General features: G+C 33.9%; 22 protein-coding genes. 7 read left to right on the top strand and 15 right to left on the bottom strand.

Going from position 1 to position 21,819, the window contains the following annotated elements; all coding sequences use genetic code 11:
- Positions 1 to 57: 57 nt before the first annotated feature.
- The 4 genes from FGF67_RS11240 to purL form a co-directional block, all read right to left on the bottom strand.
- Positions 58 to 462, bottom strand: a complete 405-nt coding sequence (locus FGF67_RS11240) for a T9SS type A sorting domain-containing protein (RefSeq protein ID WP_139697792.1) — start codon at positions 460 to 462, stop codon at positions 58 to 60.
- Between the two features lie 100 nt (positions 463 to 562).
- Positions 563 to 907 carry a hypothetical protein gene (locus tag FGF67_RS11235; protein ID WP_139697791.1) on the bottom strand — a complete coding sequence of 115 codons (345 nt, stop codon included), beginning with the start codon at positions 905 to 907 and terminating at the stop codon, positions 563 to 565.
- A 71-nt stretch (positions 908 to 978) separates the two neighbouring features.
- Positions 979 to 1,434, bottom strand: a complete 456-nt coding sequence (locus FGF67_RS11230) for a toxin-antitoxin system YwqK family antitoxin (RefSeq protein ID WP_139697790.1) — start codon at positions 1,432 to 1,434, stop codon at positions 979 to 981.
- A gap of 132 nt (positions 1,435 to 1,566) precedes the next feature.
- Complete coding sequence (gene purL, locus FGF67_RS11225) at positions 1,567 to 5,223, bottom strand: phosphoribosylformylglycinamidine synthase (RefSeq protein ID WP_139697789.1); 3,657 nt, start codon at positions 5,221 to 5,223, stop codon at positions 1,567 to 1,569.
- Between the two features lie 227 nt (positions 5,224 to 5,450).
- On the opposite strand from purL, the gene FGF67_RS11220 reads away from it, so the two are divergent.
- Entirely contained in the window at positions 5,451 to 6,167 is a 717-nt protein-coding gene (locus FGF67_RS11220; protein ID WP_139697788.1) for a lysoplasmalogenase family protein, read from the top strand.
- Here FGF67_RS11220 and FGF67_RS11215 read toward each other — a convergent pair.
- Complete coding sequence (locus FGF67_RS11215; protein WP_139697787.1) at positions 6,100 to 7,749, bottom strand: ABC transporter substrate-binding protein; 1,650 nt, start codon at positions 7,747 to 7,749, stop codon at positions 6,100 to 6,102. The two genes, FGF67_RS11220 and FGF67_RS11215, sit on opposite strands and share 68 nt — an antisense overlap.
- Positions 7,750 to 7,883: 134 nt before the next feature.
- Here FGF67_RS11215 and mtaB point away from each other — a divergent pair, with 134 nt between their 5' ends.
- Positions 7,884 to 9,209, top strand: a complete 1,326-nt coding sequence (gene mtaB, locus FGF67_RS11210; protein ID WP_139697785.1) for a tRNA (N(6)-L-threonylcarbamoyladenosine(37)-C(2))-methylthiotransferase MtaB — start codon at positions 7,884 to 7,886, stop codon at positions 9,207 to 9,209.
- A gap of 56 nt (positions 9,210 to 9,265) precedes the next feature.
- Here the strand turns inward: mtaB and FGF67_RS11205 are convergent, their stop codons facing one another.
- Positions 9,266 to 9,562, bottom strand: a complete 297-nt coding sequence (locus FGF67_RS11205; protein WP_139697783.1) for a GNAT family N-acetyltransferase — start codon at positions 9,560 to 9,562, stop codon at positions 9,266 to 9,268.
- Positions 9,563 to 9,676: 114 nt separating this feature from the next.
- Here FGF67_RS11205 and FGF67_RS11200 point away from each other — a divergent pair, with 114 nt between their 5' ends.
- Genes FGF67_RS11200 through cls form a run of 3 tightly spaced genes read left to right on the top strand, consistent with a single transcriptional unit; the run spans position 9,677 to position 12,762 of the window.
- A complete protein-coding gene (locus FGF67_RS11200) occupies positions 9,677 to 10,342 on the top strand; it encodes an alpha/beta hydrolase family protein (RefSeq protein WP_139697964.1) in 666 nt (221 codons plus the stop codon).
- 35 nt (positions 10,343 to 10,377) lie between these two features.
- A complete protein-coding gene (locus FGF67_RS11195) occupies positions 10,378 to 11,304 on the top strand; it encodes a lytic transglycosylase domain-containing protein (RefSeq protein ID WP_139697781.1) in 927 nt (308 codons plus the stop codon).
- Between the two features lie 3 nt (positions 11,305 to 11,307).
- Entirely contained in the window at positions 11,308 to 12,762 is a 1,455-nt protein-coding gene (gene cls, locus FGF67_RS11190; protein WP_139697780.1) for a cardiolipin synthase, read from the top strand.
- Here cls and FGF67_RS11185 read toward each other — a convergent pair.
- On the bottom strand, positions 12,759 to 13,334 hold the full coding sequence (locus tag FGF67_RS11185) for a tetratricopeptide repeat protein (protein ID WP_139697779.1): 576 nt from the start codon (positions 13,332 to 13,334) through the stop codon (positions 12,759 to 12,761). The genes cls and FGF67_RS11185 overlap by 4 nt on opposite strands.
- 300 nt (positions 13,335 to 13,634) lie before the next feature.
- On the opposite strand from FGF67_RS11185, the gene rpmH reads away from it, so the two are divergent.
- Both rpmH and carB read left to right on the top strand, forming a co-directional pair.
- A complete protein-coding gene (gene rpmH / locus FGF67_RS11180) occupies positions 13,635 to 13,796 on the top strand; it encodes a 50S ribosomal protein L34 (protein WP_027878648.1) in 162 nt (53 codons plus the stop codon).
- Positions 13,797 to 13,911: 115 nt separating this feature from the next.
- A complete protein-coding gene (gene carB / locus FGF67_RS11175) occupies positions 13,912 to 16,767 on the top strand; it encodes a carbamoyl-phosphate synthase large subunit (protein ID WP_139697777.1) in 2,856 nt (951 codons plus the stop codon).
- Positions 16,768 to 16,813: 46 nt separating this feature from the next.
- Here carB and FGF67_RS11170 read toward each other — a convergent pair whose 3' ends face one another.
- From FGF67_RS11170 to rmuC, 8 genes are read right to left on the bottom strand one after another with little or no spacing between them, the layout of a single operon-like run.
- The gene (locus FGF67_RS11170) at positions 16,814 to 17,362 is read right to left on the bottom strand and encodes a YceI family protein (RefSeq protein ID WP_139697775.1); all 549 of its coding nucleotides are present in this window, start codon (positions 17,360 to 17,362) and stop codon (positions 16,814 to 16,816) included.
- Positions 17,363 to 17,408: 46 nt separating this feature from the next.
- Positions 17,409 to 17,738: a c-type cytochrome gene (locus FGF67_RS11165; protein WP_158293214.1), complete on the bottom strand. Its 330-nt coding sequence runs from the start codon at positions 17,736 to 17,738 to the stop codon at positions 17,409 to 17,411.
- A 60-nt stretch (positions 17,739 to 17,798) separates the two neighbouring features.
- Positions 17,799 to 18,161, bottom strand: coding sequence for a hypothetical protein (locus FGF67_RS11160; protein WP_139697771.1), 363 nt, complete (start codon positions 18,159 to 18,161; stop codon positions 17,799 to 17,801).
- A gap of 12 nt (positions 18,162 to 18,173) precedes the next feature.
- Entirely contained in the window at positions 18,174 to 19,022 is an 849-nt protein-coding gene (locus FGF67_RS11155) for a DUF5777 family beta-barrel protein (protein ID WP_139697769.1), read from the bottom strand.
- A gap of 26 nt (positions 19,023 to 19,048) precedes the next feature.
- On the bottom strand, positions 19,049 to 19,429 hold the full coding sequence (locus FGF67_RS11150) for an OB-fold protein (protein ID WP_139697766.1): 381 nt from the start codon (positions 19,427 to 19,429) through the stop codon (positions 19,049 to 19,051).
- Between the two features lie 49 nt (positions 19,430 to 19,478).
- Positions 19,479 to 20,015, bottom strand: coding sequence for an acyl-CoA thioesterase (locus tag FGF67_RS11145; protein WP_139697764.1), 537 nt, complete (start codon positions 20,013 to 20,015; stop codon positions 19,479 to 19,481).
- A 6-nt stretch (positions 20,016 to 20,021) separates the two neighbouring features.
- Positions 20,022 to 20,384 carry a 6-phosphogluconate dehydrogenase gene (locus FGF67_RS11140; RefSeq protein WP_394344304.1) on the bottom strand — a complete coding sequence of 121 codons (363 nt, stop codon included), beginning with the start codon at positions 20,382 to 20,384 and terminating at the stop codon, positions 20,022 to 20,024.
- Positions 20,385 to 20,403: 19 nt separating this feature from the next.
- Positions 20,404 to 21,789, bottom strand: a complete 1,386-nt coding sequence (gene rmuC / locus FGF67_RS11135; RefSeq protein WP_139697761.1) for a DNA recombination protein RmuC — start codon at positions 21,787 to 21,789, stop codon at positions 20,404 to 20,406.
- Between the last annotated feature and the right edge of the window lie 30 nt (positions 21,790 to 21,819).

Genomic DNA, 21,819 nt, shown 5'->3' with positions numbered 1-21,819 from the left:
ACACTTTGCTTTTTAATATGCAAAGTGTTTTTCGCTTTTATAAAGTAATGAAAAACTTTACTCTTTAATTAAAAGGAGTTTTTGATTTAGTTCATCTTGAACAATATGTACGTAATATACTCTGCTGGGTAATCTTGAGATATTAATAGTATTGTCTGTTGTTTGCCCTTGTAAAACTTTCTTGGAAAACATATCATGAATAGTATAGTTGAACACCTCAAACGGTAAGTTTTTAACTGAAAATTGTTCTTTGGTTGGGTTTGGCGAGATGTACGGGGCTTTTAGTAATTTAGCATAGGTGTTATTTTCTTCAATTTCGACAGGTTCATTATCACAAGAACCTTTTATATATATGTCTAAATTATTTGCGTCTTTATAATCCTCATAATGTAAACTTTTAGCTTTTTGTAGGTGTTTACAAGCCAATTTATGATTTCCTAGGTCATGATAAATAACTCCCAAGTATCTGTGTGCATAAGCATTTTTAGGTTTATTTCAACGGCTTCCGTCAAATCGATAATGTCCTTATCTGTATCACCAGTTTTATAATATAACCACCCTCTTATTGTCCTGAGATCTTTTGTTGGTTTTTATAGCTATGTGCATTTATGGTATCTTCCTTTGGAAAAGCAGTTTCTGCATGAATTAGTGCTTGTTTAAACATACCTAAGTCGGTGTATACAGCTGCAATTGTTCGGTTCGCAAAACCATGTTTTTTCCATTTTTTTAAAACGATATTTAAATAATGAAGCGAAAGCCTGTAGGCTTCCATATTATATAATGATGAACCCAAATTGTAAGTAGAAACCATGTGTCTCACTTCATCCTTTTTTGTCTTGATTTCCTCGGAAGTTAATAACAAATTTTTGTATTGATAGTGTAAGGCTTTATCAGGCTGTTCTAACATGGAATAAACTTGTCCGAGGTTACCATAAAAAGCGGCTAAAAAATCTTTTTTAAGAGTATATCCTGACTTTTTTAGCCAATAAAATTGATCTTCAAGTCTAAAAAATCATCTAAAGCTAAAACCTTATTACCAAGTTCCATTCTAATCTGAGCTCTTCTCAAACGAGCCTCATGATTTTCGGCATTATCTAATATTACCTTGTTTAACTCACTAAGTTTATCAAAAAGACGTTTAACAGCTGGTTCAGTTAAATTATCAAAGCTTAAAGTGTGATTAAGACGTTTAATGGTTCTTCCTTTTTTAAATTCCCATGTGGTGGTTTTTTTACCTGTTTTGTCAAAGCTATACCCTAAACCATTCAGCATGCCTTTCTTGTAATAATAAATTTCGTTTAGTGAGCCACTTTTATAATATGTTTTTAGGCTATCAATTTTATCGTCTGTTCCGTACCATTCTTCAATGGAAATATTACCGTTTTTAAAAAAGTAACGCGTGACTTTATTTGCTGAATATGCATTTGATTTCACTGTTAGGTAAAAGCAAGAGCAAAAAAGTAGGATTTTCAAGATGTTTTCTTTCATGAAAGAAAAATATCAAAATATAATCAAATAAAAAAAGCCTTTTTTATAAAGGCTTTTTCTAAAATATAGATTGTTGGTTTAGTGCTTTTCTATCCAAAGTCTGGCATTAACAAAAGCTTCTAACCAAGGAGTTACGTCGTCTTGTCTGCCATCAGGGTAATTAGCCCAGTTCCATTGGAAGGTAGAACGCTCAATATGCGGCATAGTTACTAAGTGACGCCCTGTTTTATCACACATCATAGCGGTGTTAAAATCTGATCCATTAGGATTATGCGGATACCCTTCGTAACCATATTTAGCCACTATATGATATTGATCTTCACCGTAAGGAAGGCTAAATTTACCTTCGCCATGCGAAATCCAAACCCCTAAAGTACTACCAGCCAATGTTGAAAGCATAATGGAGTTGTTTTCCTGAATTTTTACAGAAGTAAATGAACTTTCGTGTTTATGAGAATCGTTATGAAGCATTTTTCCATGCACTTTGTGGTCTGGGTTAATTTCTTCCAACTCCATAAACAGTTGACAGCCATTACAAATTCCAATCGATAAGGTGTCTTCTCTGTTAAAGAAATCCTGAATAGCTTTATTGGCCTTTTCGTTGTACTTAATGGCACCAGCCCAACCTTTAGCAGAACCTAAAACGTCTGAATTAGAGAAGCCTCCCACAGCTCCTAAAAACTGAATATCTTCAAGAGTTTCACGACCAGAAATTAAATCGGTCATATGTACGTCTTTTACATCAAAACCAGCTAAATACATAGCATTTGCCATTTCACGTTCTGAGTTACTTCCCTTTTCACGTAATATAGCAGCTTTTGGTCTTTTGCTATTTAATTCAGGACGCTTTCCTGTAAAATGTTTAGGGAAGATATACTGAAGTGGTTGATTTTTATAATTATCAAAACGATCTTGTGCTAATCCGTTTGCCGTTTGTTTTTGGTCTAATAAGTATGAGGTTTTGTACCAAACATCACGCAAACGAGATACCATCATGGTAAATACTTCTGTTCCGTTAATAATGCTTAGCGTATCAGAATCAGTCACTTTACCGATATTGAAAAATTCAATACTGGCTTCAGATAAAACTTTTTCTACGGAGGTATCTTTCGCTTGAATAACGATACCTGCATTTTCGGCAAATAAAACTTTAAACGAATCTTTTTCAGCTAAAGCTGTTATATCTAACTCGGCTCCTGTATGCGTATCAGCAAAACACATTTCTAATAAAGTAGTCACTAATCCACCGGAAGCGACGTCATGACCAGCAACAATTTGTTCGTGTTTAATTAAATTTTGAATGGTATTGAAAACGGTTTTTACATAAGTGGCATCATTTATATTCGGTGCATCTTTACCTATTTTATTAATAACCTGAGCAAATGAACTTCCACCAAGTTTAAAACTATCCTGAGAAATGTTGATGTAGTAAATAGCACCTGCCTGTTTTTTAAATACTGGTTCTACCACTTTATTAATGTCGTTACAGCTACCTGCAGCCGAAATGATAACCGTACCAGGCGCAATAACATCTTCATTCGGATACTTTTGCTTCATTGATAAGGAATCTTTACCCGTTGGGACATTGATACCTAAGTCGATAGCAAATTCAGAAACGGCTTCAACAGCTTCGTATAAACGGGCATCTTCACCTTCATTTTTACAAGGCCACATCCAGTTTGCAGAAAGGGATACCGATTGTAATCCGTCTTTTAACGGAGCCCAGATAATATTGGTTAACGACTCCGTAATAGAGTTTCTACTACCTGCCACTGGGTTAATTAAACCAGAAATAGGGGAGTGCCCAATAGAGGTTGCAATACCTTCTTTACCTTTAAAGTCTAACGCCATAACCCCAACATTGTTAAGAGGTAGTTGTAATGGTCCAACACATTGTTGTTTAGCAACTTTACCACCAACACAGCGGTCTACTTTATTGGTTAACCAATCTTTACAAGCTACGGCTTCCAGTTGTAAAACCTGATCTAAGTAATCATAGAATTTATTAGAAATATAACTTACATCACTATAATTTCTGTTAACTGTTTTGTCTGTCATGACTGTTTTTGGCGAGCTGCCAAACATATCTTCCATGGCTAAATCCATGGGCTTGCGACCGTTTGATTTTGATTCAAACGTAAATCGGTCATCTCCTGTTACATCACCTACCGTGTACATTGGCGAGCGCTCGCGCTCAGCAATACGTTGTAATGTTTCAATATGTTTTTCACCAATAACCAATCCCATACGTTCTTGAGATTCGTTACCAATAATTTCTTTGTCTGAAAGTGTTGGGTCTCCAACAGGAAGCGCATCTAAATCAATTTTTCCACCAGTATCTTCCACCAATTCTGATAAACAGTTTAAGTGTCCGCCTGCCCCATGATCATGAATAGAAACGATAAAGTTGTCATCGCTTTCTACCATCCCACGAACCGCATTAGCAGCACGTTTTTGCATTTCGGGGTTAGAACGTTGCACCGCATTTAATTCGATACCTGAAGCAAATTCACCAGTATCGGCACTTGATACGGCAGCGCCGCCCATCCCAATACGGTAGTTTTCACCACCTAGAATAACAATTTTATCACCTGTTTTTGGGGTGTCTTTTAAAGCTTGTTCTTTTTTACCATAACCAATTCCGCCAGCTTGCATGATAACTTTATCAAAACCAAGTTTGCGTGCATCTTCTTCATGTTCAAAAGTTAATACAGAACCACAGATTAAGGGTTGCCCAAATTTGTTCCCGAAATCTGAAGCACCATTTGACGCTTTTATTAAAATATCCATGGGGGTTTGGTATAACCAATCGCGTTCTTCAACCGCTTTTTCCCATGGTCTGTTTTCTTCTAAACGGGAGTAAGATGTCATATAAACAGCTGTTCCAGCTAATGGAAGGGATCCTTTTCCTCCAGCTAAACGATCACGAATTTCACCCCCAGAACCCGTTGCGGCTCCGTTAAAAGGCTCTACTGTTGTTGGGAAGTTGTGGGTTTCTGCTTTTAATGAAATAACAGAATCAAAATCTTTAGTGGTGTAAAAATCAGGAACATCGGCACGTTTAGGAGCAAATTGTTCTACTTTTGGGCCTTCAATAAAGGCTACGTTATCTTTATAGGCTGAAACAATAGAGTTTGGATTAGTTTCAGATGTTTTTCTGATTAATTTGAATAATGAGGTTGGTTTTTCTTCACCGTCAATAACAAAGGTTCCGTTGAAAATTTTGTGGCGACAGTGCTCACTATTTACTTGTGAAAATCCGAAAACCTCAGAATCGGTTAAAGGACGCCCAATTTTCTTAGAAACATTTTCTAAATAGTCTACCTCTTCATCACTTAAAGAAAGACCTTCCTGAATGTTGTAGGCGGCAATATCTTTAATATCAAGAATGGGTTCTGGTTCAATGTTAATAGTAAAAGAATCTTGATTTAAGCCGTTAAATTTTTCAGAAATCATGGGGTCAAAATCTTTGAAATCTTCTGCCACCACTTCAAACGCTTCAATTCTAATAATGCCTTGAATCCCCATGTTTTGAGTAATTTCAACGGCATTGGTACTCCAAGGGGTAATCATAGCAGCGCGAGGACCAACAAAAAAAGCATCCAATGATGCTTGCTCTAACTTAGGTTGATTGCCAAAAAGCCATGTTAATTTTGAAATAGTTTCTGTTGATAATTCTTTTGTTGTTTGAACAGCAAATACTTTGCTATTAACGTTTCCAAAGAAATGAATCATTATGTATTGATTTGTGTGTGTTTAAGAAAACGCAAAAATACATTTTTTTACGCTATATAGATTATAAATAATTTACATTTTAAGCGCTTATTTAATGAGGTTTCTGCATAATTAATATGTGGTGTGTTCAAAATCTCATGTGTATAGGTTTAATTCTGAAATAATTTTTATATTTCGACCTAGATTTGAAGCTGTATTTAGCTTTGAGAAAGCCCCAAAAACACGCTATGAATGCCTTAATTAGCAATAAACAAAAGTTTACTTTTGTGTTTTTATTTGTACTGGTTATAGATATTTTCGTAAAACTATACTGTCCTATATTTCCATTTAGATATATCTCTAAAGCCCCTGTGATACTGCTGCTTATTGTGTTTTATTTAACACATCAGGAAGAGGATAATAAGCGTAATTTTTGGTGGATGTTTCTGGGTTTGAGTGTCTTTTTTCTGGGAGATATGCTTATAATATCACATGAAAATGTAGTTTGTCTTGGTTTAAGTTTGCTTTTATTTACCTTAGGTAAATTATTTTTTAGTTTTAGGTTTTCTAATAAGAATGATTTTAGGGTATCTCGGTTAATTCCTTTTTCAATAGTCATTTTTCTTTACACTTTAGCTATAGTAAGCTATGTTTATGATTATTTAAATGCATTTTTTTTACCCGTAATAATTAGTTATTTCATCTCATTGCTTATGTTTCAACTTACTTATTTAAGAAAGGGTAGTGTGAATGATGCGAGTTATAAATTTGTGTTTTATGGTGTAATCTGCTTTTTTATTTCAGAAGGGGTCATGGTGATAAAGACATTTAGGGGAGATGTGCCTTTTCAAGATACAATCATTATGTTTTTTTACGGACTTGCTATGTTACTTATTGTTAAGGGTGTGATTTTGGAAAAGAAACAGAAGTATCCTTCTGTACACGTTTTAAATCTAAAAGATTAATCGGGTTTACGCCTAATCCCTTCACATTTTTTTGAGTAAACCGCACAACTTCATCATAGTATAAAGGTACCATTAAGGCTTTATCCATAGCTAAAGAATCCATTTTTGTATAAAGATGTTTTCGCTTTTCTATATCAGTAATGGTGAATGCATGATTATAGAGCGAATCAAACTGTTTATTATTATAATGAAAGTAGTTGGAACCGCCTGGGGCAAAATTTTTACTATAAAAAATAGAAAGATAGTTTTCGGCATCTAAATAATCGGCTATCCATGAGCTACGAAACATATCTACTTTTCCATTTGACCGAGCAGACCGTAAAGAAGCCTCTGGCATGACATCAATATGCATCTTTAATCCGGCTTTTTCCATTTCACGCTGAATAAATTCACAAAAACTAAGGTAATTACTGGTGGTTACCAATGTGATTTCAGGGTGGGATATACCGCTTTCGGTTTTAAACGTTTCAACTAATTGCTTTGCTAATTGTGGGTTGTAGGCAAATCCATTTGTTTTTGAATAACCAGGAAGACCCAGAGGAATGAAGCCGCCTTGAGCAGGATTGCCAATGCCATTGCGCAAATAGGTTATCATTTTTTTACGATTAAAACCATAATTTATGGCTTTTCTAATGGCTTCTGATTGTATTTCAGGGGTTTCAGAATCTAGATAAAAACCAAGATATTCTGTGTTTAAATATGGGCCTTTTATAATGTTTACAGCATTACTGTATTTACGTCTTAATTGGCCATCGGCGGTAAGGAGTTCATCTTTATACGAAGCATCTAGACCTGAGAGGTAATCAATATTACCTTGTGCAAATTGAAGAAATTCACTCTGTTTATCGGGTAAAAAGGTTACTGCTACAGCTTCTAAATAGGGCAATGCTTGCCCGTTTGCGTCCTTTTCAAAATAGTTTTTATGTCTCCTAAAAACAAGTTTAATATTTTCTTCCCAACGCTTAAAATAAAAAGGACCTGTTCCAACGGGATGTGATCTGAAATCAATACCATAATATTCTACCACTTCTTTAGGCACTACAGAGCAGTATTTCATGGTGAGTAAGCCAATAAATGCAGGAAAAGGTTGTTTTAAATAGATTTCAAAAATTGAGTCATTTATTGCTTTAAAATTATCTACTTTGTTTAAAACCCAGCTTCCGGGAGCAGCTAGTTCGTTATCTCTCAAACGGTTAAAACTATATTCAAAGTCTGTTGGTGTTACAGTTCTGGTAGAGTCTTTGCCTAGTAGCGGATGCTTATGAAAGTATACATCATTCCGTAATACAAAGTTGTAGGTTAATCCATCTTCAGAAACGGACCAACGCTTTGCTATACAGGGTAGAATGTTTAATTGATCATCAAGCTGAACTAGGCCATTAAACAATTGATTGCACACGTTGTTGTCTTGTAATGTTCTTGAAAAAGCTGGATCTAAGGTGTTAATATTGGCATATTCATTATACCTAAAAACTAAATGGTCTCTATTTAGTTTAGTCTTCTTTCCACAGGATAAAAGCAAAAAAACAACACAACTAATTGATAAATAGTTAATTATTTCGTTCGAATTAGGTTTTAACATATAACTTATTAGTTGTAAATTTGCAGGCTCTTATGGAGCGTAATAGTAAATGAAATTTGTTGTTTACGTTTTGCTATTTGCAATGCTGCATGTAAAAGTAATTAGTTTTCTGTTTTCACGGAAATAAAAAAGATATGAATAAAAAAGTCGCTTTTTATACTTTAGGTTGTAAGTTGAATTTTTCGGAAACCTCAACTATTGCGAGAGATTTTCACAATGAAGGATTTGAAAGGGTTGATTTCGCTGAAAAAGCCGATATATATGTAATTAATACATGTTCTGTAACAGAGAATGCCGATAAGCGTTTTAAAACTATTGTGAAGCAGGCTCAAAAAGTAAATCCCAATGCTTTTGTTGCAGCGGTAGGGTGTTATGCGCAACTAAAACCTCAAGAATTAGCTGATGTAAATGGTGTAGATTTGGTACTAGGGGCAACAGAAAAATTTAAGATTACCGATTACTTGAATGATTTGTCAAAAAATGATTTTGGAGAAGTACATTCTTGTGAAATTGAAGAGGCCGATTTTTATGTGGGCTCATACTCTATTGGGGATAGAACGCGTGCTTTTTTAAAAGTTCAGGATGGTTGTGACTATAAATGTACGTATTGTACCATTCCACTGGCAAGAGGTATTTCTAGGAGTGATACTATGCAAAATGTACTAAAAAACGCCAAAGAAATTTCAGAACAAAATATTAAGGAAATTGTCTTAACAGGTGTAAATATTGGAGATTATGGTAAAGGCGAATTTGGTAATAAAAAGCATGAACATACGTTTCTTGATTTAGTAACAGAATTAGATCAAGTAGCAGGGATTGAGCGCTTGCGTATATCATCAATAGAACCTAATTTACTAAAAAATGAGACGATAGATTTAGTTTCAAAATCTAGAGCATTTGTGCCACATTTCCATGTGCCTTTGCAATCGGGGTCTAATGCGGTTTTAAAAAAAATGAAACGTCGCTATATGCGTGAACTGTATGTTGATAGAGTGGCAAAAATAAAGGAAGTGATGCCACATGCTTGTATTGGGGTTGATGTGATTGTTGGTTTTCCTGGGGAAACCGATGAACAATTTCTTGAAACCTATAATTTTTTAGTGGATTTAGATGTTTCATACCTCCATGTTTTTACCTATTCAGAACGAGATAATACAGAGGCGGCTACCATGGATAGTGTGGTTCCTAATAATGTAAGAAGTAAACGTAGTAAAATGCTACGTGGTTTATCAGTAAAAAAACGCCGTGCGTTTTATGAAAGTCAACTTAATACCAAACGCACTGTGCTATTTGAAAGTGAAAATAAAGAGGGCTATATACATGGATTTACAGAAAATTATGTAAAAGTGAAAGCACCATGGAATCCTGAATTGGTAAACACGTTGCATGTTGTTGAACTCACTCATATAGATGAAGATGGATTGGTAAGATTCAATTTTCAAGAGGAAAAAGTAGCATAAAAAAACCGAAACATTTAAGTTTCGGTTTTTTAGTTTTTCAAATGAATCTTACAATATTAAATTCTAACACCAACGGGTAGCATTCTTTTGTACTTTCTGTTGCTTCGTACAAACTTTGCAATTTCAGGACTTGTAGGAACAACGCTTAAATTACGTTCTTCAATTTGCTCAAAAACAAGTTTTAAAAAGTCTTTTTTAAAGTCCTCATCGTTAATGTCTTCTGGAATAATTAGTTTGGTTAGAAAAATTTTTCGCTCTTGTAATGAGTACTCAATTTTTGCTAATTGACCATCAATTTTAATCTCGTATTGACGTAAAAAATCATTGTCAATTAATTCTGCAGCTTCAACCATCTTATTATTGTTTTATATTTATGGAAATTAAAATAGCGAATACTATTTCTATAACTTTGTGCAAAAGTACAAAAAATAATTGTTAACAGAAAGTAAAATTAATGTTAAATGCTTATGTTTCAAGGGGTAATACATGTGTATTTAATGCCTGGTATGGCGGCTAGTCCTAAGATATTTGAATATATAAACTTACCAAAAGACCAATTTGATATTCATTATTTAGAATGGATGATACCCTTAGGGGATGAATCACTAAGTGCCTATGCTAGGAGGATGTGTCAACATATTAAACATGAAAATATTGTGCTATTAGGCGTGTCTTTTGGGGGTGTTTTGGTACAGGAAATAGCCCGGTTGATTAAGGTAAGAAAGTTAATAATAGTATCAAGTGTTAAAAGTAAATATGAGCTACCGTCAAGAATGTTGTTGGTAAAATCTACAGGTGCTTATAAACTAGTTCCAACGCATTTAGCAAGTAAAATTGAGATTTTTGAAAAATATGCTTTCGGAAAACTCATGACAAAGCGCGTTGAACTTTATAAAAAATACCTTTCTGTAAATAATAATACATATTTAAGTTGGGCAATTAAAGAGATGGTGTGCTGGCAACAAGAAACTTATAATCCAAATATTGTGCATATACATGGCGATCACGATTCTGTTTTTCCTATAAAATACATTGAGAATTGTATGGTTATTCCTAATGGTACCCACATCATGATTATTAATAAGTATAAGTGGTTTAACGAAAATTTACCAAAGATAATTATTAGTAACTAGGTCGTTTTTTTTATCTTTAGACAAACTTTTTAAAGATGAAAATAGTAGAACGATTTTTGGCGTTTGTGGGATTATTAAGTTTATGCGCACTTTTTATTTATGCCCTCCAAGACGCGCCAACCGATGAAAATTTTGAAAAAAAATTAATCAATGATTATAATGTGTACGCATTACAAGTGCCAGATGATTTAAATTTTGCTGGTGAGTCTGTGCCGCTTAATAACCCTGATATTTATGAGCGCATGGATAGGGAGTTACTGGTTAATACCTATTGGCAATCAAATGGTTTGTTGATGTTTAAGCGTGCTAAGAAGTATTTTCCTGTTATAGAACCTATTTTAAAAGCACATGGAGTGCCAGATGATTTTAAGTATTTGGCTGTTATTGAAAGTGGTTTAACTAATGCCGTGTCACCTGCCGGAGCAAGGGGTGTTTGGCAAATTATGCCAGCAACAGCCCGAGAGAATGGTTTGGAGGTTAATAGCAATGTTGATGAACGTTATAATTTAGAAAAAGCAACGCACGTTGCGTGTAAATATTTAATTGAGGCCAAAGACAAATTAGGGTCATGGACGCTTGCTGCTGCCTCTTATAATGCAGGAAAGTCGGGTGTTGAGCGCAGGCTTGAAGAACAAGAAGTTTCTAGTTATTATGATTTACTTTTAGGGGAAGAAACAGGTCGTTATGTATTCAGAATTATCGCACTCAAAGAAATTTTGTCTCACCCTACCAAATATGGGTTTAATTTTAGGGATAAAGATTTGTACAATAGCGTTCCAACCTTTAAAGTTGAGGTAGATACTGTGGTTACTAATTTTTATAAGTTTGCCCAAGAATTTGGAATAAATTATAAAATACTCAAATTGCACAATCCTTGGTTAAGAGAACCACACCTAAATAATAAGTCAAGAAAACAGTACTTTATTGAGATACCTCAAGAAGGCCACTATATGGTAAACTAGTACATGATAGAATTCATTAAGCAAGAATATTTGGGAATTCTTTTAATTCTTAATTACTTATTAGCTGCAACAGCCGCAATAACAATTTTATTAAAAAATATAAACCCAACCAAGACCTTATCCTATATTATTGTCTTGGTTTTTTTTCCTTTTCTAGGGGTTTTAGTATATTATCTGTTTGGTCAGGAGTATAGAAAGAATAAAATCTTTAGTAGAAAAAATGTTGCAAATCAAAAGATTATAAAATCTGTTCGAAATGATTTAACGTTTAGTAGCAGGGAGATTGAAGAAATAAATGATCATTTAGGTGATAAGGTTAAGTTGGTTAAATTACTTTACAGTAATGAGAATTCACCTCTTACACTAAAGAATAGTGTTGATATTATTAGGAATGGAGACGACAAGTTTATTAAGTTAAAGCAAGATATAAGAGCGGCAAAAAATCACATTCATTTGGAGTATTATATTTTACGTGATGATGGTATTGGCACAGAAATATTGAACTTACTCATAGAAAAAGCAAGGGCAGGGGTTGAAGTCAGGGTGTCATATGATGATGTTGGTAGTAAGATTTCGTCTAAAATGAAGCACCAATTAACACAAAATAAAATAGAGCACTTTCCTTTTATGCCTGTTGTTTTTTCTAGTTTAACAGGTAAGATGAATTATAGAAATCACCGAAAAATAGCTATCATAGATGGAAAAATAGGATATGTAGGAGGGATTAATATCTCAGATGTTTACTTAAATAATAATGGAAGTAAACCGTATTGGAGAGATACACATTTGCGACTTGAAGGCGAAGCAGTAAAGGCTTTACAATTTCATTTCCTTACCACATGGAATTTTGTGTCAGGGCAAACACTTCAGGTAAAGGAAGCGTATTTTCCTGTATTGCATTGTGATAATACTGTGGCCGTTCAAATTGCAGCTAGTGGTCCTGATACAGATTGGGCCAATATTATGGAAGCTATATTCACGGCTATTACAACAGCCAAATCATATGTGTATATTACCACACCTTATTTTGTGCCCAATGACGAGATTATTACTGCCATTCAAATAGCAGCTAAAAGTGGCATTGATGTTCGTTTAATTATTCCAAAAGAATCAGATTCTTGGGTGGTTAAGTATGCTACCAATTCAAATTTAGAAAGATTGCTAGAGGCTGATGTGAGAGTTTACAGGTATGCTAAGGGCTTTGTACATGCAAAAACTATTGTTGTTGATGATGTTTTTTCAACCGTAGGAACTTCAAATATGGATTATAGAAGCTTCAAAATAAATTTTGAAATCAACGCCTTAATCTATGATTCAAGCAACAGTAAACGTTTAAAACAGCATTTTCTTGATGATCTGAAAGACTGCGAAATGATTGATTATCAGCGTTGGTTGAATAGACCAAAATTTGATAAAATAAAAGAATCTTCTTGTAGATTATGGTCGCCGATACTTTAACCTCTTCTTTTTTGAGCTCTTAAAGATCCGCCAGTACCAAAATGTTGATTTGGTCCTGCGGCACGTTTCATGTTTTGCTTCATCATTTTAATTTGATCCGTCAACATGCCTTGCTTGTCTAATTTTGAGGCTTCTGTAAGTAGTTTTTGGGCTTCCTGTTTTCTTCTTTTAGAAAAGGCAATTCCAGCTAAGTTCAATTTCGCCATAGCCAAATCATGATCCATAGACAATCCTAATGTAATAGCCTTTTTTAAAAACTTTTCGGCTTCATTCATGTTGCTTTGAGACACCATAATACCATGTAAGTAATTGTAGTAACCTTGTTGTTTTTTTACTAAAGCTGTTTCAGGATTCTTTATTTTGTCAAGCCATTTTTTAGCGCCTTCAAAATCTTGTTTACGTAATTTTAAAAAGGCTAGTAGGATAAATTCATTTTTAAAATATAGAAAGACAAATATTAATGACAACAGAATTAAAGCAATTCCATTACCAATATTATCTTCGGTAAATTGATAAACCGCAAAAGCAATAATGCCTGCAGCTATAATAAGTTTTATAATTTTATTGAACATGATATTTAATTTCTAGTTGAAAATTGTGTGATATTAGCGAATAAAACACAAAAAAATCCTTATTTTGGATTGCAAAGAAACTAAATTTTATCAAAATATATATAGGTAACACCAACAAAATATTGATGTTAACCCAAATAAATAAAGGAGTTAAAGGTTATTATTCTAAAATAAAAACTTATTTGAAAAAATTTTAAAATAAGTTTTGTCTAACTAATAAAGCCTTTGTATATTTGCCCTCGGTTTTAAAGAAAGCCCTAATACAAAAAATACATTTTCAGATTTTAAAGATATAAGACAATGAGTAAAAGAACATTTCAGCCTTCTAAAAGAAAGAGAAGAAATAAGCATGGTTTTAGAGAAAGAATGGCTTCTGCTAACGGTAGAAAGGTATTAGCTCGTAGAAGAGCAAAAGGAAGAAAAAAATTGTCTGTATCATCTGAAACTAGACATAAAAAATAAATGATTAACAATTGTTGATAATATAAAGGTGTTACTTAAGTGTAGCGCCTTTTTTTATATCTGCTGATTGCTATTTTTGTAAAAAATTAAAAGACAACATATTATATCAAGTAAAATGCCAAAAAATCCAAAACTTAAATCGATATTAATTATTGGCTCAGGGCCTATTGTGATAGGACAAGCGTGTGAGTTTGATTATTCAGGTTCGCAGTCTTTGAGGTCTTTAAGAGAAGATGGAATTGAAACGATTTTGATTAATTCTAACCCAGCAACGATTATGACTGATCCTTCTATGGCAGATCATGTGTATTTGTTGCCACTGACTACAAAATCTATCATTAAAATTTTAAAAGAGCACCCTCAAATTGACGCCGTTTTACCAACTATGGGTGGTCAAACTGCTTTAAACTTATGTATTGAAGCTGATGAAAAAGGCATCTGGGAAGAGTTTGGGGTAGAATTAATAGGTGTAGATATTAATGCCATTAATATTACTGAAGATAGAGAGCAGTTTAGAGAATTAATGGGGAGAATAGGCGTAGCTATGGCGCCTCAAGCTACAGCAACGTCTTTCCTAAAAGGTAAGGAGATTGCTCAAGAGTTTGGGTTCCCGTTATGTATCCGTTCGTCATTTACTTTAGGTGGCGCTGGAGCTGCTATAGTATATGAAGAAGAAGATTTTGATAAGCTTTTACGCCGAGGTTTAGAAATTTCACCGATTCATGAGGTGATGATTGATAAAGCTATGATGGGATGGAAAGAGTATGAGTTAGAGCTTCTTAGAGATAAAAATGATAATGTTGTAATTATCTGTTCTATTGAGAACATGGATCCTATGGGGATTCATACTGGAGATTCTATAACCGTGGCACCTGCTATGACATTGAGTGATAAAACGTATCAAAAAATGCGTGATATGGCTATTAAAATGATGCGTAGTATTGGTGATTTTGAAGGGGGTTGTAATGTACAGTTTGCTGTAAGCCCTGATGAAAAGGAAGACATTATTGCCATTGAAATTAACCCACGTGTATCACGTTCTTCAGCTTTAGCAAGTAAAGCAACAGGATATCCTATTGCAAAAATTGCAACAAAATTAGCTATTGGGTATACGCTTGATGAGTTAGATAATCAAATTACAAAATCTACTTCAGCCTTATTTGAACCTACGTTAGATTACGTTATTGTAAAAATACCACGTTGGAACTTTGATAAGTTTGAAGGTTCTGATAGAACATTAGGGCTACAGATGAAAGCCGTAGGAGAGGTGATGGGAATTGGCCGTTCTTTCCAAGAGGCGCTTCATAAGGCTACACAATCTTTAGAGATTAAGCGTAATGGTTTAGGGGCTGATGGTAAGGGTTATACAGATTATAATCAAATAATTGATAAGCTTACTCATGCCAGTTGGGATCGCGTTTTTGTTATTTATGATGCCATTGCTATGGGAATTCCTTTAAGCCAAATTCACGATATCACCAAGATTGATATGTGGTACCTAAAGCAATATGAAGAGCTATTCCAGTTAGAGAAAGAAATTTCAAAATACACCATAGATACGTTAGATAAAGACCTATTGCTTGAGGCGAAACAAAAAGGGTATGGCGACCGTCAAATAGCTCATATGTTAGGATGTTTAGAAAGTCAGGTGTATAATAAACGTGATGAGTTCAACATTCAGCGTGTGTTTAAATTGGTGGATACTTGTGCTGCTGAGTTTACAGCCAAAACACCGTATTACTATTCTACGTTCGAAAATATTATAGAAACACCAGAAGGAGATACCTATGTGCACAATGAAAGTGTTGTAACCGATAAGAAGAAAATTGTTGTTTTAGGTTCTGGTCCCAATAGAATTGGTCAAGGTATTGAGTTTGATTACTGTTGCGTACATGGTGTTTTAGCTGCTGCTGAATGTGGTTATGAAACAATCATGATTAATTGTAATCCAGAAACCGTTTCAACGGATTTTGATACCGCCGATAAGTTATACTTTGAGCCTGTATTCTGGGAACATATTTATGATATTATTCGTCATGAAAAACCAGAAGGAGTAATTGTGCAATTAGGAGGGCAAACAGCCTTAAAATTAGCAGAGAAATTAACCAAGTACGGAATTAAAATTATTGGTACTAGTTTTGAATCTTTAGATTTAGCTGAAGATAGAGGTAGTTTCTCTAAACTATTAAAAGAGAATAACATTCCTTACCCTGAGTTTGGTGTAGCCGAAAATGCAGATGAAGCCTTAGAGTTAGCGAATCAGTTAAACTTCCCAATCCTAGTAAGACCATCTTATGTATTAGGAGGTCAGGGTATGAAGATTGTGATTAATAAGGAAGAATTAGTAGAGCATGTTGTTGATTTACTAAGAAAAATTCCTAACAACAAGCTTTTATTAGATCACTATTTAGATGGTGCTATTGAAGCAGAAGCGGATGCTATTTGTGATGCTGATGGTAATGTGTATATCATAGGTATTATGGAGCATATTGAGCCATGTGGGGTACATTCGGGCGATTCAAATGCAACCTTGCCAGCATTTAATCTAGGTGATTTAGTGATGCAACAAATTATAGATCATACACATACTATTGCTAGGGCCTTAAACACGGTTGGCTTAATTAATATTCAGTTTGCCATTAAAGATGATATGGTTTACATCATTGAAGCAAACCCAAGAGCTTCTAGAACGGTTCCGTTTATTGCTAAGGCTTACAAAGAACCTTATGTAAACTATGCTACTAAAGTAATGCTTGGTGAGAAAAAGGTAACAGACTTTACATTCAATCCGCAACTTGAAGGATATGCTATAAAGCAACCGGTATTTTCATTTAATAAGTTTCCTAATGTAGATAAACGCTTAGGACCAGAAATGAAGAGTACAGGAGAAAGTATCTTATTTATTGATAGTTTAAAAGATGACGAGTTTTATGATTTATATTCAAGACGTAAAATGTACTTAAGTAAATAACTTTCAATCATTTGAAATAAAAAAAGCAGCCTATGGGCTGCTTTTTTTATTTCTGTTTAAGCTCAAAATTAAAGGAAACATCAATAGTTTCAGAAACTTTGTTACGTACTATTTTGGGTATTTTGACACTGAAATCTTCAGCTTTTACTTTGAATGATCCAGACATTACAATAACATTACTTTCTTTTGAAAAAGTGAGATTGTTTACTTCTATAGGTTTTGTTTCTCCATGAAAAGTTAACTGGCCTTTCAGTACAACGTTTTGGTGAGTAGTGTTTAACTGTTCACTATGAAAATTTTCAATTTTTCCTATAAAAGTAGCTTTCGGAAATTGATCAGACTCCGCATAATTTTCATTAAAATGCTCTTCCATTAAGGCGTTTTTAAACCGAAAGCCTTTAACTAAAACTAAAGCTGCCAATTCACCATTAGAACCATTTAGTATGGCGGTTGCCGAATTATTTATCGCTTTTACTTCCTCAAATGAAGGGACAGAAGCTTCAAAATTAACTCTACCAGAACGCGTTAAATACTTCTCTTGAGAATACATATTTAAGCTTAAAAAAGCAATAAAATAGAATAGTAGGTGTTTCATATTCTTTATTGTTAACTAGATCAAAAATGTTGCCAAATAATTCTTGTTAATTTTCAAGCAATCCATCTGTTTTCCATTGTTGAAAAGCAGCCTTTTCTTGGCTAGATAATTGTCCAGAAGGCGGCATCTTGCCTGAGCCTGTTCTATTAACACGGTCAATAATTTGATCGATATAATTTTTCGTTTGCGTATAAGTAGTTAATGACATTGGCGCATTCTGAGTAGGTGTTGAGCCATGACAAGAAATGCAATTGCTACTTAAAATACTTTTAATATCGGCATCATAAGTGACCTTTTCACTAGGAGTTGGGTCTGGATCTGGATTTGGAGTTTCCATGGTGTCAGTATCACTGCTGCTAGAACAGTTAAATGCCATCAAGAAAAGGACAAATAGGTAAATAAAGTGTTTCGTTTTCATAGTATTGTTTTTTAGTTATTAGTTTTCTTTTAAACCATCGGTTTCCCATTTTTCAATTACATCAATAAGGTTTTCTGGTAGTTTTGGACCTCCAAGAGGCATTAGTCCCCCAGGTCCGTTACCATTTATTTTACTTATTAAGTTGTTATTCTGAACGGCAGACTTTACTTGGGTATAAGTAGTTAAAGGAACATTGGCTCCATTAACAGCAGGATCTGAATGACAGCTTGTACAATTGGTGTTAATTATAGATTTTACGTGCGCATTATAGGTTACAACTGTTGGTATAGGGTTAGGGTTTGTTAAATCATCTTCACTGTCGTTGGCACAGTTATAAAAAGAAATTGTTGAAAGCGTAAATATTAAAATTTTATATTTCATAGTATGTGGGGTTTAAAATACACGACTTAAGTTAAAACCAAAATAAATATCTCCATCACTCCAATCTCCTGTACTTTGACCCAGAAAAGAGTTGGTATTCATGCCTTGTGCATTGGTAAAATGCATTTGAAATACATGGCCTCCCGTTTCAATATCAACACCTACTGATAATGGATTTTTAAAGGGCGAAGTGCTGGCTCGGTTAAGATGCCAGCCATAATCTACATTTAAAGACACACGCTTACTTATTTTATAGCGTCCTCCAAGGCCTAATGCATATTGTGAATTATCCTGTTCGTTAACGGCCACATAATTATCATGGAAAAAGGTAGGAGCAAGTTCAAGAGATAAGTTGTTGTTTATTTTTCTTGATATAAGTATTTGAGCAGTATAACCCATGCGGTGTTTGAATTCTAATAACGGAAGGTTGTCTTTTTCTAGACCAGTATTAACGAGTACCGAATTGTAACCGACTATAGTAAATGGAATCCCACTATGTGTTTGTTTAATTAGACGATATTTTGCAGAAGCTTCATAAATTTTTTGAAAGGAACTTCTTGATACGCCAATATTAAGACCATCACAAACGCCAAAAATAAAGTTCAATCGAGTTACGGCATCATCCAAGCCAAAAAAACTATCAAAACCATTTTTTAGACTTCCAAATCGGTGGGCAACCACAAATGTAAAATCGCCTTTATCAACAAGTTTGGTCGATTCAAAATTTACAATCTTGAGCCCTTTGAAAGTAGCGCTCACCTCATTTGCTCTTAAAGAATCTGTATCTATTTCATTTAATAAGTCATTTTGAGAAAATCCTAAAAAAGGCAACAATACAAAAAGAAAACAAAAGTATTTCATACTGGAATGGGTTAGTTTAGTATAACTTAATTTAAAATATAGCACTGGTCTAACTTTACTTCTTCAAGTAATTCATCATAGCCAATTAAGCGCCCTTTAATATTAATATTTGAACCTATGTTGATGTGCGCATCTAGAGAATCAGATAGCTGGCAAAAAATAACACGGTTTAATGTAATTTGTTTTGGTTCAAAACTAGAAACTCTACCTGTTACTTCAATGGTTTTGTTTAAATATGTGTTTTCAAAAACATTGTTAGGTGTTTTTTTATATAACTCTTGTAATTGTATAGCTGTCATGGTTACTTCTGCCTTTTCTGAAGCAATATCTCTATGACCTTTAAAAAGATAGAAATACGACGAAAGGCCTAAACCAAGAATTAAAACAAGTAGTATCCATTTGCGCATAATTAAATATAGTAAAAAAAACTAATTTAATTATTCAAATAGAAATCACCTAAAGGGCTATCTGGGCATTTTGAGTTTTAATATGTTCAATATGTTCTTCAATTTTAAATTCAGAAGACTTAAATTTTGTAGTTCGCGTTTTAGCTTGTTCTTGTCGTGCTATACTTCTGGCAAATCGACGTATGCTTTGCACACTATCGAGAATTAAACCTGGTACCAAAGCATTTTTACCATTTTCATCTTTAGCTACCATGGTGAAATAAGAAGAATTACAGTGCTTTACTTCTCCTCTTTGAATATTTTCAGACTCTACACGTAAACCTACCACCATAGAGGTTTTTCCTGTATAATTTATAGAAGCTTTTAAGGTCACTAATTCACCAACTTCTATAGGATTTAAAAAATCTACCCGATTTACTGAGGCTGTTACACAATAGTGGTTGGAGTGCTTTGAAGCACAGGCAAAGGCTATTTGATCCATCAAATTCAAAATATGCCCTCCGTGAATTTTACCACTAAAATTTGAGTGCGATGGTAACATAAGTTGTGTAATTTCAACTTGAGATTCTTTAGCGTGTTTAAACATGTAATTTTATTTATTTAAGTTTCTGTCTGTTTTTTCAACCTTTGTTATGAAATATTTGGTGTCTCCTAACCAAAAGAACGTTTTGTAACGCTCATAATAGTAAAGTTTTACATATTGGCCTTGTAAGTCATTTAGGTCTTTAATAACTTTATTTTCTGAGTCTTCTACAGAAAATCTAAAGAATTGAGAATCTGAAACGCCTTGACTTATCTCACCTTCCCAGGTTTTTATGATAACTCCTTTACGACTAAATTTAACAAGTTCACCCGCTCTAACGCCTTCGCTATATTTTGCAAAATATAGAAAGCAAAAATAGCCTATGAAAATGACTACTAGACCGATGATTATTTTGGTTAAAATTTTCATGATATTTATATTTTAATGCTTTTTAAATCTCGTCTTCTTGAGCGCGCTTCAGTATAGGTTCTGGAAGTGATTTTTTTGCTTTTGCCCCCATTTTTTTTAGTTTTTCAACGCTGGTAATTAAATTACCTCTACCTTCAAAAAGCTTATTCATAGCGGCATTATAGTCTGATTTAGTAGCGTCAATTTTTTTACCAACACCAATAAGGTCGTTCATTAAGCCTTCAAATTTGTCGTATAAAGCTCCTGCCTGCCTGGCAATTTCAATAGCGTTACGCTGTTGTTTTTCATTGTTCCACATAGTGTCTATAGTACGCAGTGTTGCTAGTAATGTTGAAGGCGTTACAATAACAATATTTTTCTCAAAAGCTTTGTTATAAATACTATTGTTTTCATTTACTACTACAGCAAAAGCAGTTTCAATAGGAATGAATAATAATACAAAGTCCGGAGATTCATCATATAAATCTTGATAGTTTTTCTCCGCCAGTTGGTCTACGTGTTTTCTAACGGAATTAACGTGTGCTTTAAGGTAAGCAGGTTTGTCATCTTCTTCAGCATTAACGTAGCGTTCATAATCGACTAAAGAAACTTTACTATCAATAATCATGCGTTTGTCATCAGGAAGATGCAACACTACATCGGGTAATACACGAGAGCCGTCTTCACGTGTAAAGCTTTGTTGTACAAAGTACTCACGGTCTTTTTCTAAGCCCGATTTTTCTAAAACATGCTCAAGTACCAATTCGCCCCAATTCCCTTGCATTTTACTGTTGCCTTTTAAAGCTCGGGTAAGGTTAGTGGCCTCTTTGGTCATTTGTTGATTTAAATCTTTTAAGCCTAATAATTGCTCTTTTAAAGCCGAATGCATGCTGATACTTTCCTTTTGAGAAGCTTCAACTTTTTGTTCGAAAACTTGAATTTTCTCTTGTAGCGGATTTAAAATATTTTTGATGTTTTCTTTATTCTGAATGGTGAATTTTTCAGACTTTTCATCTAATATTTTATTGGCTAAATTTTCAAATTCTTTAGTAAATTTTTCCTGAAGCTGTTCTACTTCAGCTTTTTGCTCTGCATTCTTTTGAGTAAGATTTTCAAACTCGGTATTTTTTCTTGTTAATTCGGCATTTAAGAAATCCTTTTCACGGCGTATATTTTCGCGTTCATTTTCAATTTTAGAAATTGTTTCGCGGAGTTCATTTATTTGAAGTTTAAAAAACTCAGCTTGTTTATTTAATTCAGCTTCAAAAGTGTTTTTAGCATCTTGTAATTGCTGTTCCAAATTAGAATTTAATACTATTAAACCACTGGTTTCTCCTTTACTTTTAAGTTTTGAGATAAGCATACCTATATAACCTCCAACAATGGCTGAAATGATAATGGCAAGAATGAGAATAAGGCTGTCGTTCATTAAAAAATAGAAATATTTTCAAATATAATT

This window comes from Allotamlana fucoidanivorans, from assembly GCF_006265225.1.
Classification (GTDB): Bacteria; Bacteroidota; Bacteroidia; order Flavobacteriales; family Flavobacteriaceae; genus Allotamlana; species Allotamlana fucoidanivorans.
The sequence above is the reverse complement of the archived record's forward strand: the minus strand, read 5'-3'. Positions and strand labels throughout refer to the sequence as shown.

Excerpts from the sequence above, each read along its gene's own strand:
- rpmH (WP_027878648.1), top strand. The coding sequence starts at position 13,635 with ATGAGTAAAAGAACATTTCAGCCTTCTAAAAGAAAGAGAAGAAATAAG.
- FGF67_RS11170 (WP_139697775.1), bottom strand. The coding sequence starts at position 17,362 with ATGAAACACCTACTATTCTATTTTATTGCTTTTTTAAGCTTAAATATG.
- FGF67_RS11160 (WP_139697771.1), bottom strand. The coding sequence starts at position 18,161 with ATGAAATATAAAATTTTAATATTTACGCTTTCAACAATTTCTTTTTAT.
- FGF67_RS11220 (WP_139697788.1), top strand. The coding sequence starts at position 5,451 with ATGAATGCCTTAATTAGCAATAAACAAAAGTTTACTTTTGTGTTTTTA.
- mtaB (WP_139697785.1), top strand. The coding sequence starts at position 7,884 with ATGAATAAAAAAGTCGCTTTTTATACTTTAGGTTGTAAGTTGAATTTT.
- FGF67_RS11150 (WP_139697766.1), bottom strand. The coding sequence starts at position 19,429 with ATGCGCAAATGGATACTACTTGTTTTAATTCTTGGTTTAGGCCTTTCG.
- FGF67_RS11195 (WP_139697781.1), top strand. The coding sequence starts at position 10,378 with ATGAAAATAGTAGAACGATTTTTGGCGTTTGTGGGATTATTAAGTTTA.
- FGF67_RS11205 (WP_139697783.1), bottom strand. The coding sequence starts at position 9,562 with ATGGTTGAAGCTGCAGAATTAATTGACAATGATTTTTTACGTCAATAC.
- FGF67_RS11185 (WP_139697779.1), bottom strand. The coding sequence starts at position 13,334 with ATGTTCAATAAAATTATAAAACTTATTATAGCTGCAGGCATTATTGCT.
- FGF67_RS11215 (WP_139697787.1), bottom strand. The coding sequence starts at position 7,749 with ATGTTAAAACCTAATTCGAACGAAATAATTAACTATTTATCAATTAGT.
- FGF67_RS11165 (WP_158293214.1), bottom strand. The coding sequence starts at position 17,738 with ATGGCATTTAACTGTTCTAGCAGCAGTGATACTGACACCATGGAAACT.
- purL (WP_139697789.1), bottom strand. The coding sequence starts at position 5,223 with ATGATTCATTTCTTTGGAAACGTTAATAGCAAAGTATTTGCTGTTCAA.
- FGF67_RS11235 (WP_139697791.1), bottom strand. The coding sequence starts at position 907 with ATGTTAGAACAGCCTGATAAAGCCTTACACTATCAATACAAAAATTTG.
- carB (WP_139697777.1), top strand. The coding sequence starts at position 13,912 with ATGCCAAAAAATCCAAAACTTAAATCGATATTAATTATTGGCTCAGGG.
- rmuC (WP_139697761.1), bottom strand. The coding sequence starts at position 21,789 with ATGAACGACAGCCTTATTCTCATTCTTGCCATTATCATTTCAGCCATT.
- cls (WP_139697780.1), top strand. The coding sequence starts at position 11,308 with ATGATAGAATTCATTAAGCAAGAATATTTGGGAATTCTTTTAATTCTT.
- FGF67_RS11200 (WP_139697964.1), top strand. The coding sequence starts at position 9,677 with ATGTTTCAAGGGGTAATACATGTGTATTTAATGCCTGGTATGGCGGCT.
- FGF67_RS11155 (WP_139697769.1), bottom strand. The coding sequence starts at position 19,022 with ATGAAATACTTTTGTTTTCTTTTTGTATTGTTGCCTTTTTTAGGATTT.
- FGF67_RS11145 (WP_139697764.1), bottom strand. The coding sequence starts at position 20,015 with ATGTTTAAACACGCTAAAGAATCTCAAGTTGAAATTACACAACTTATG.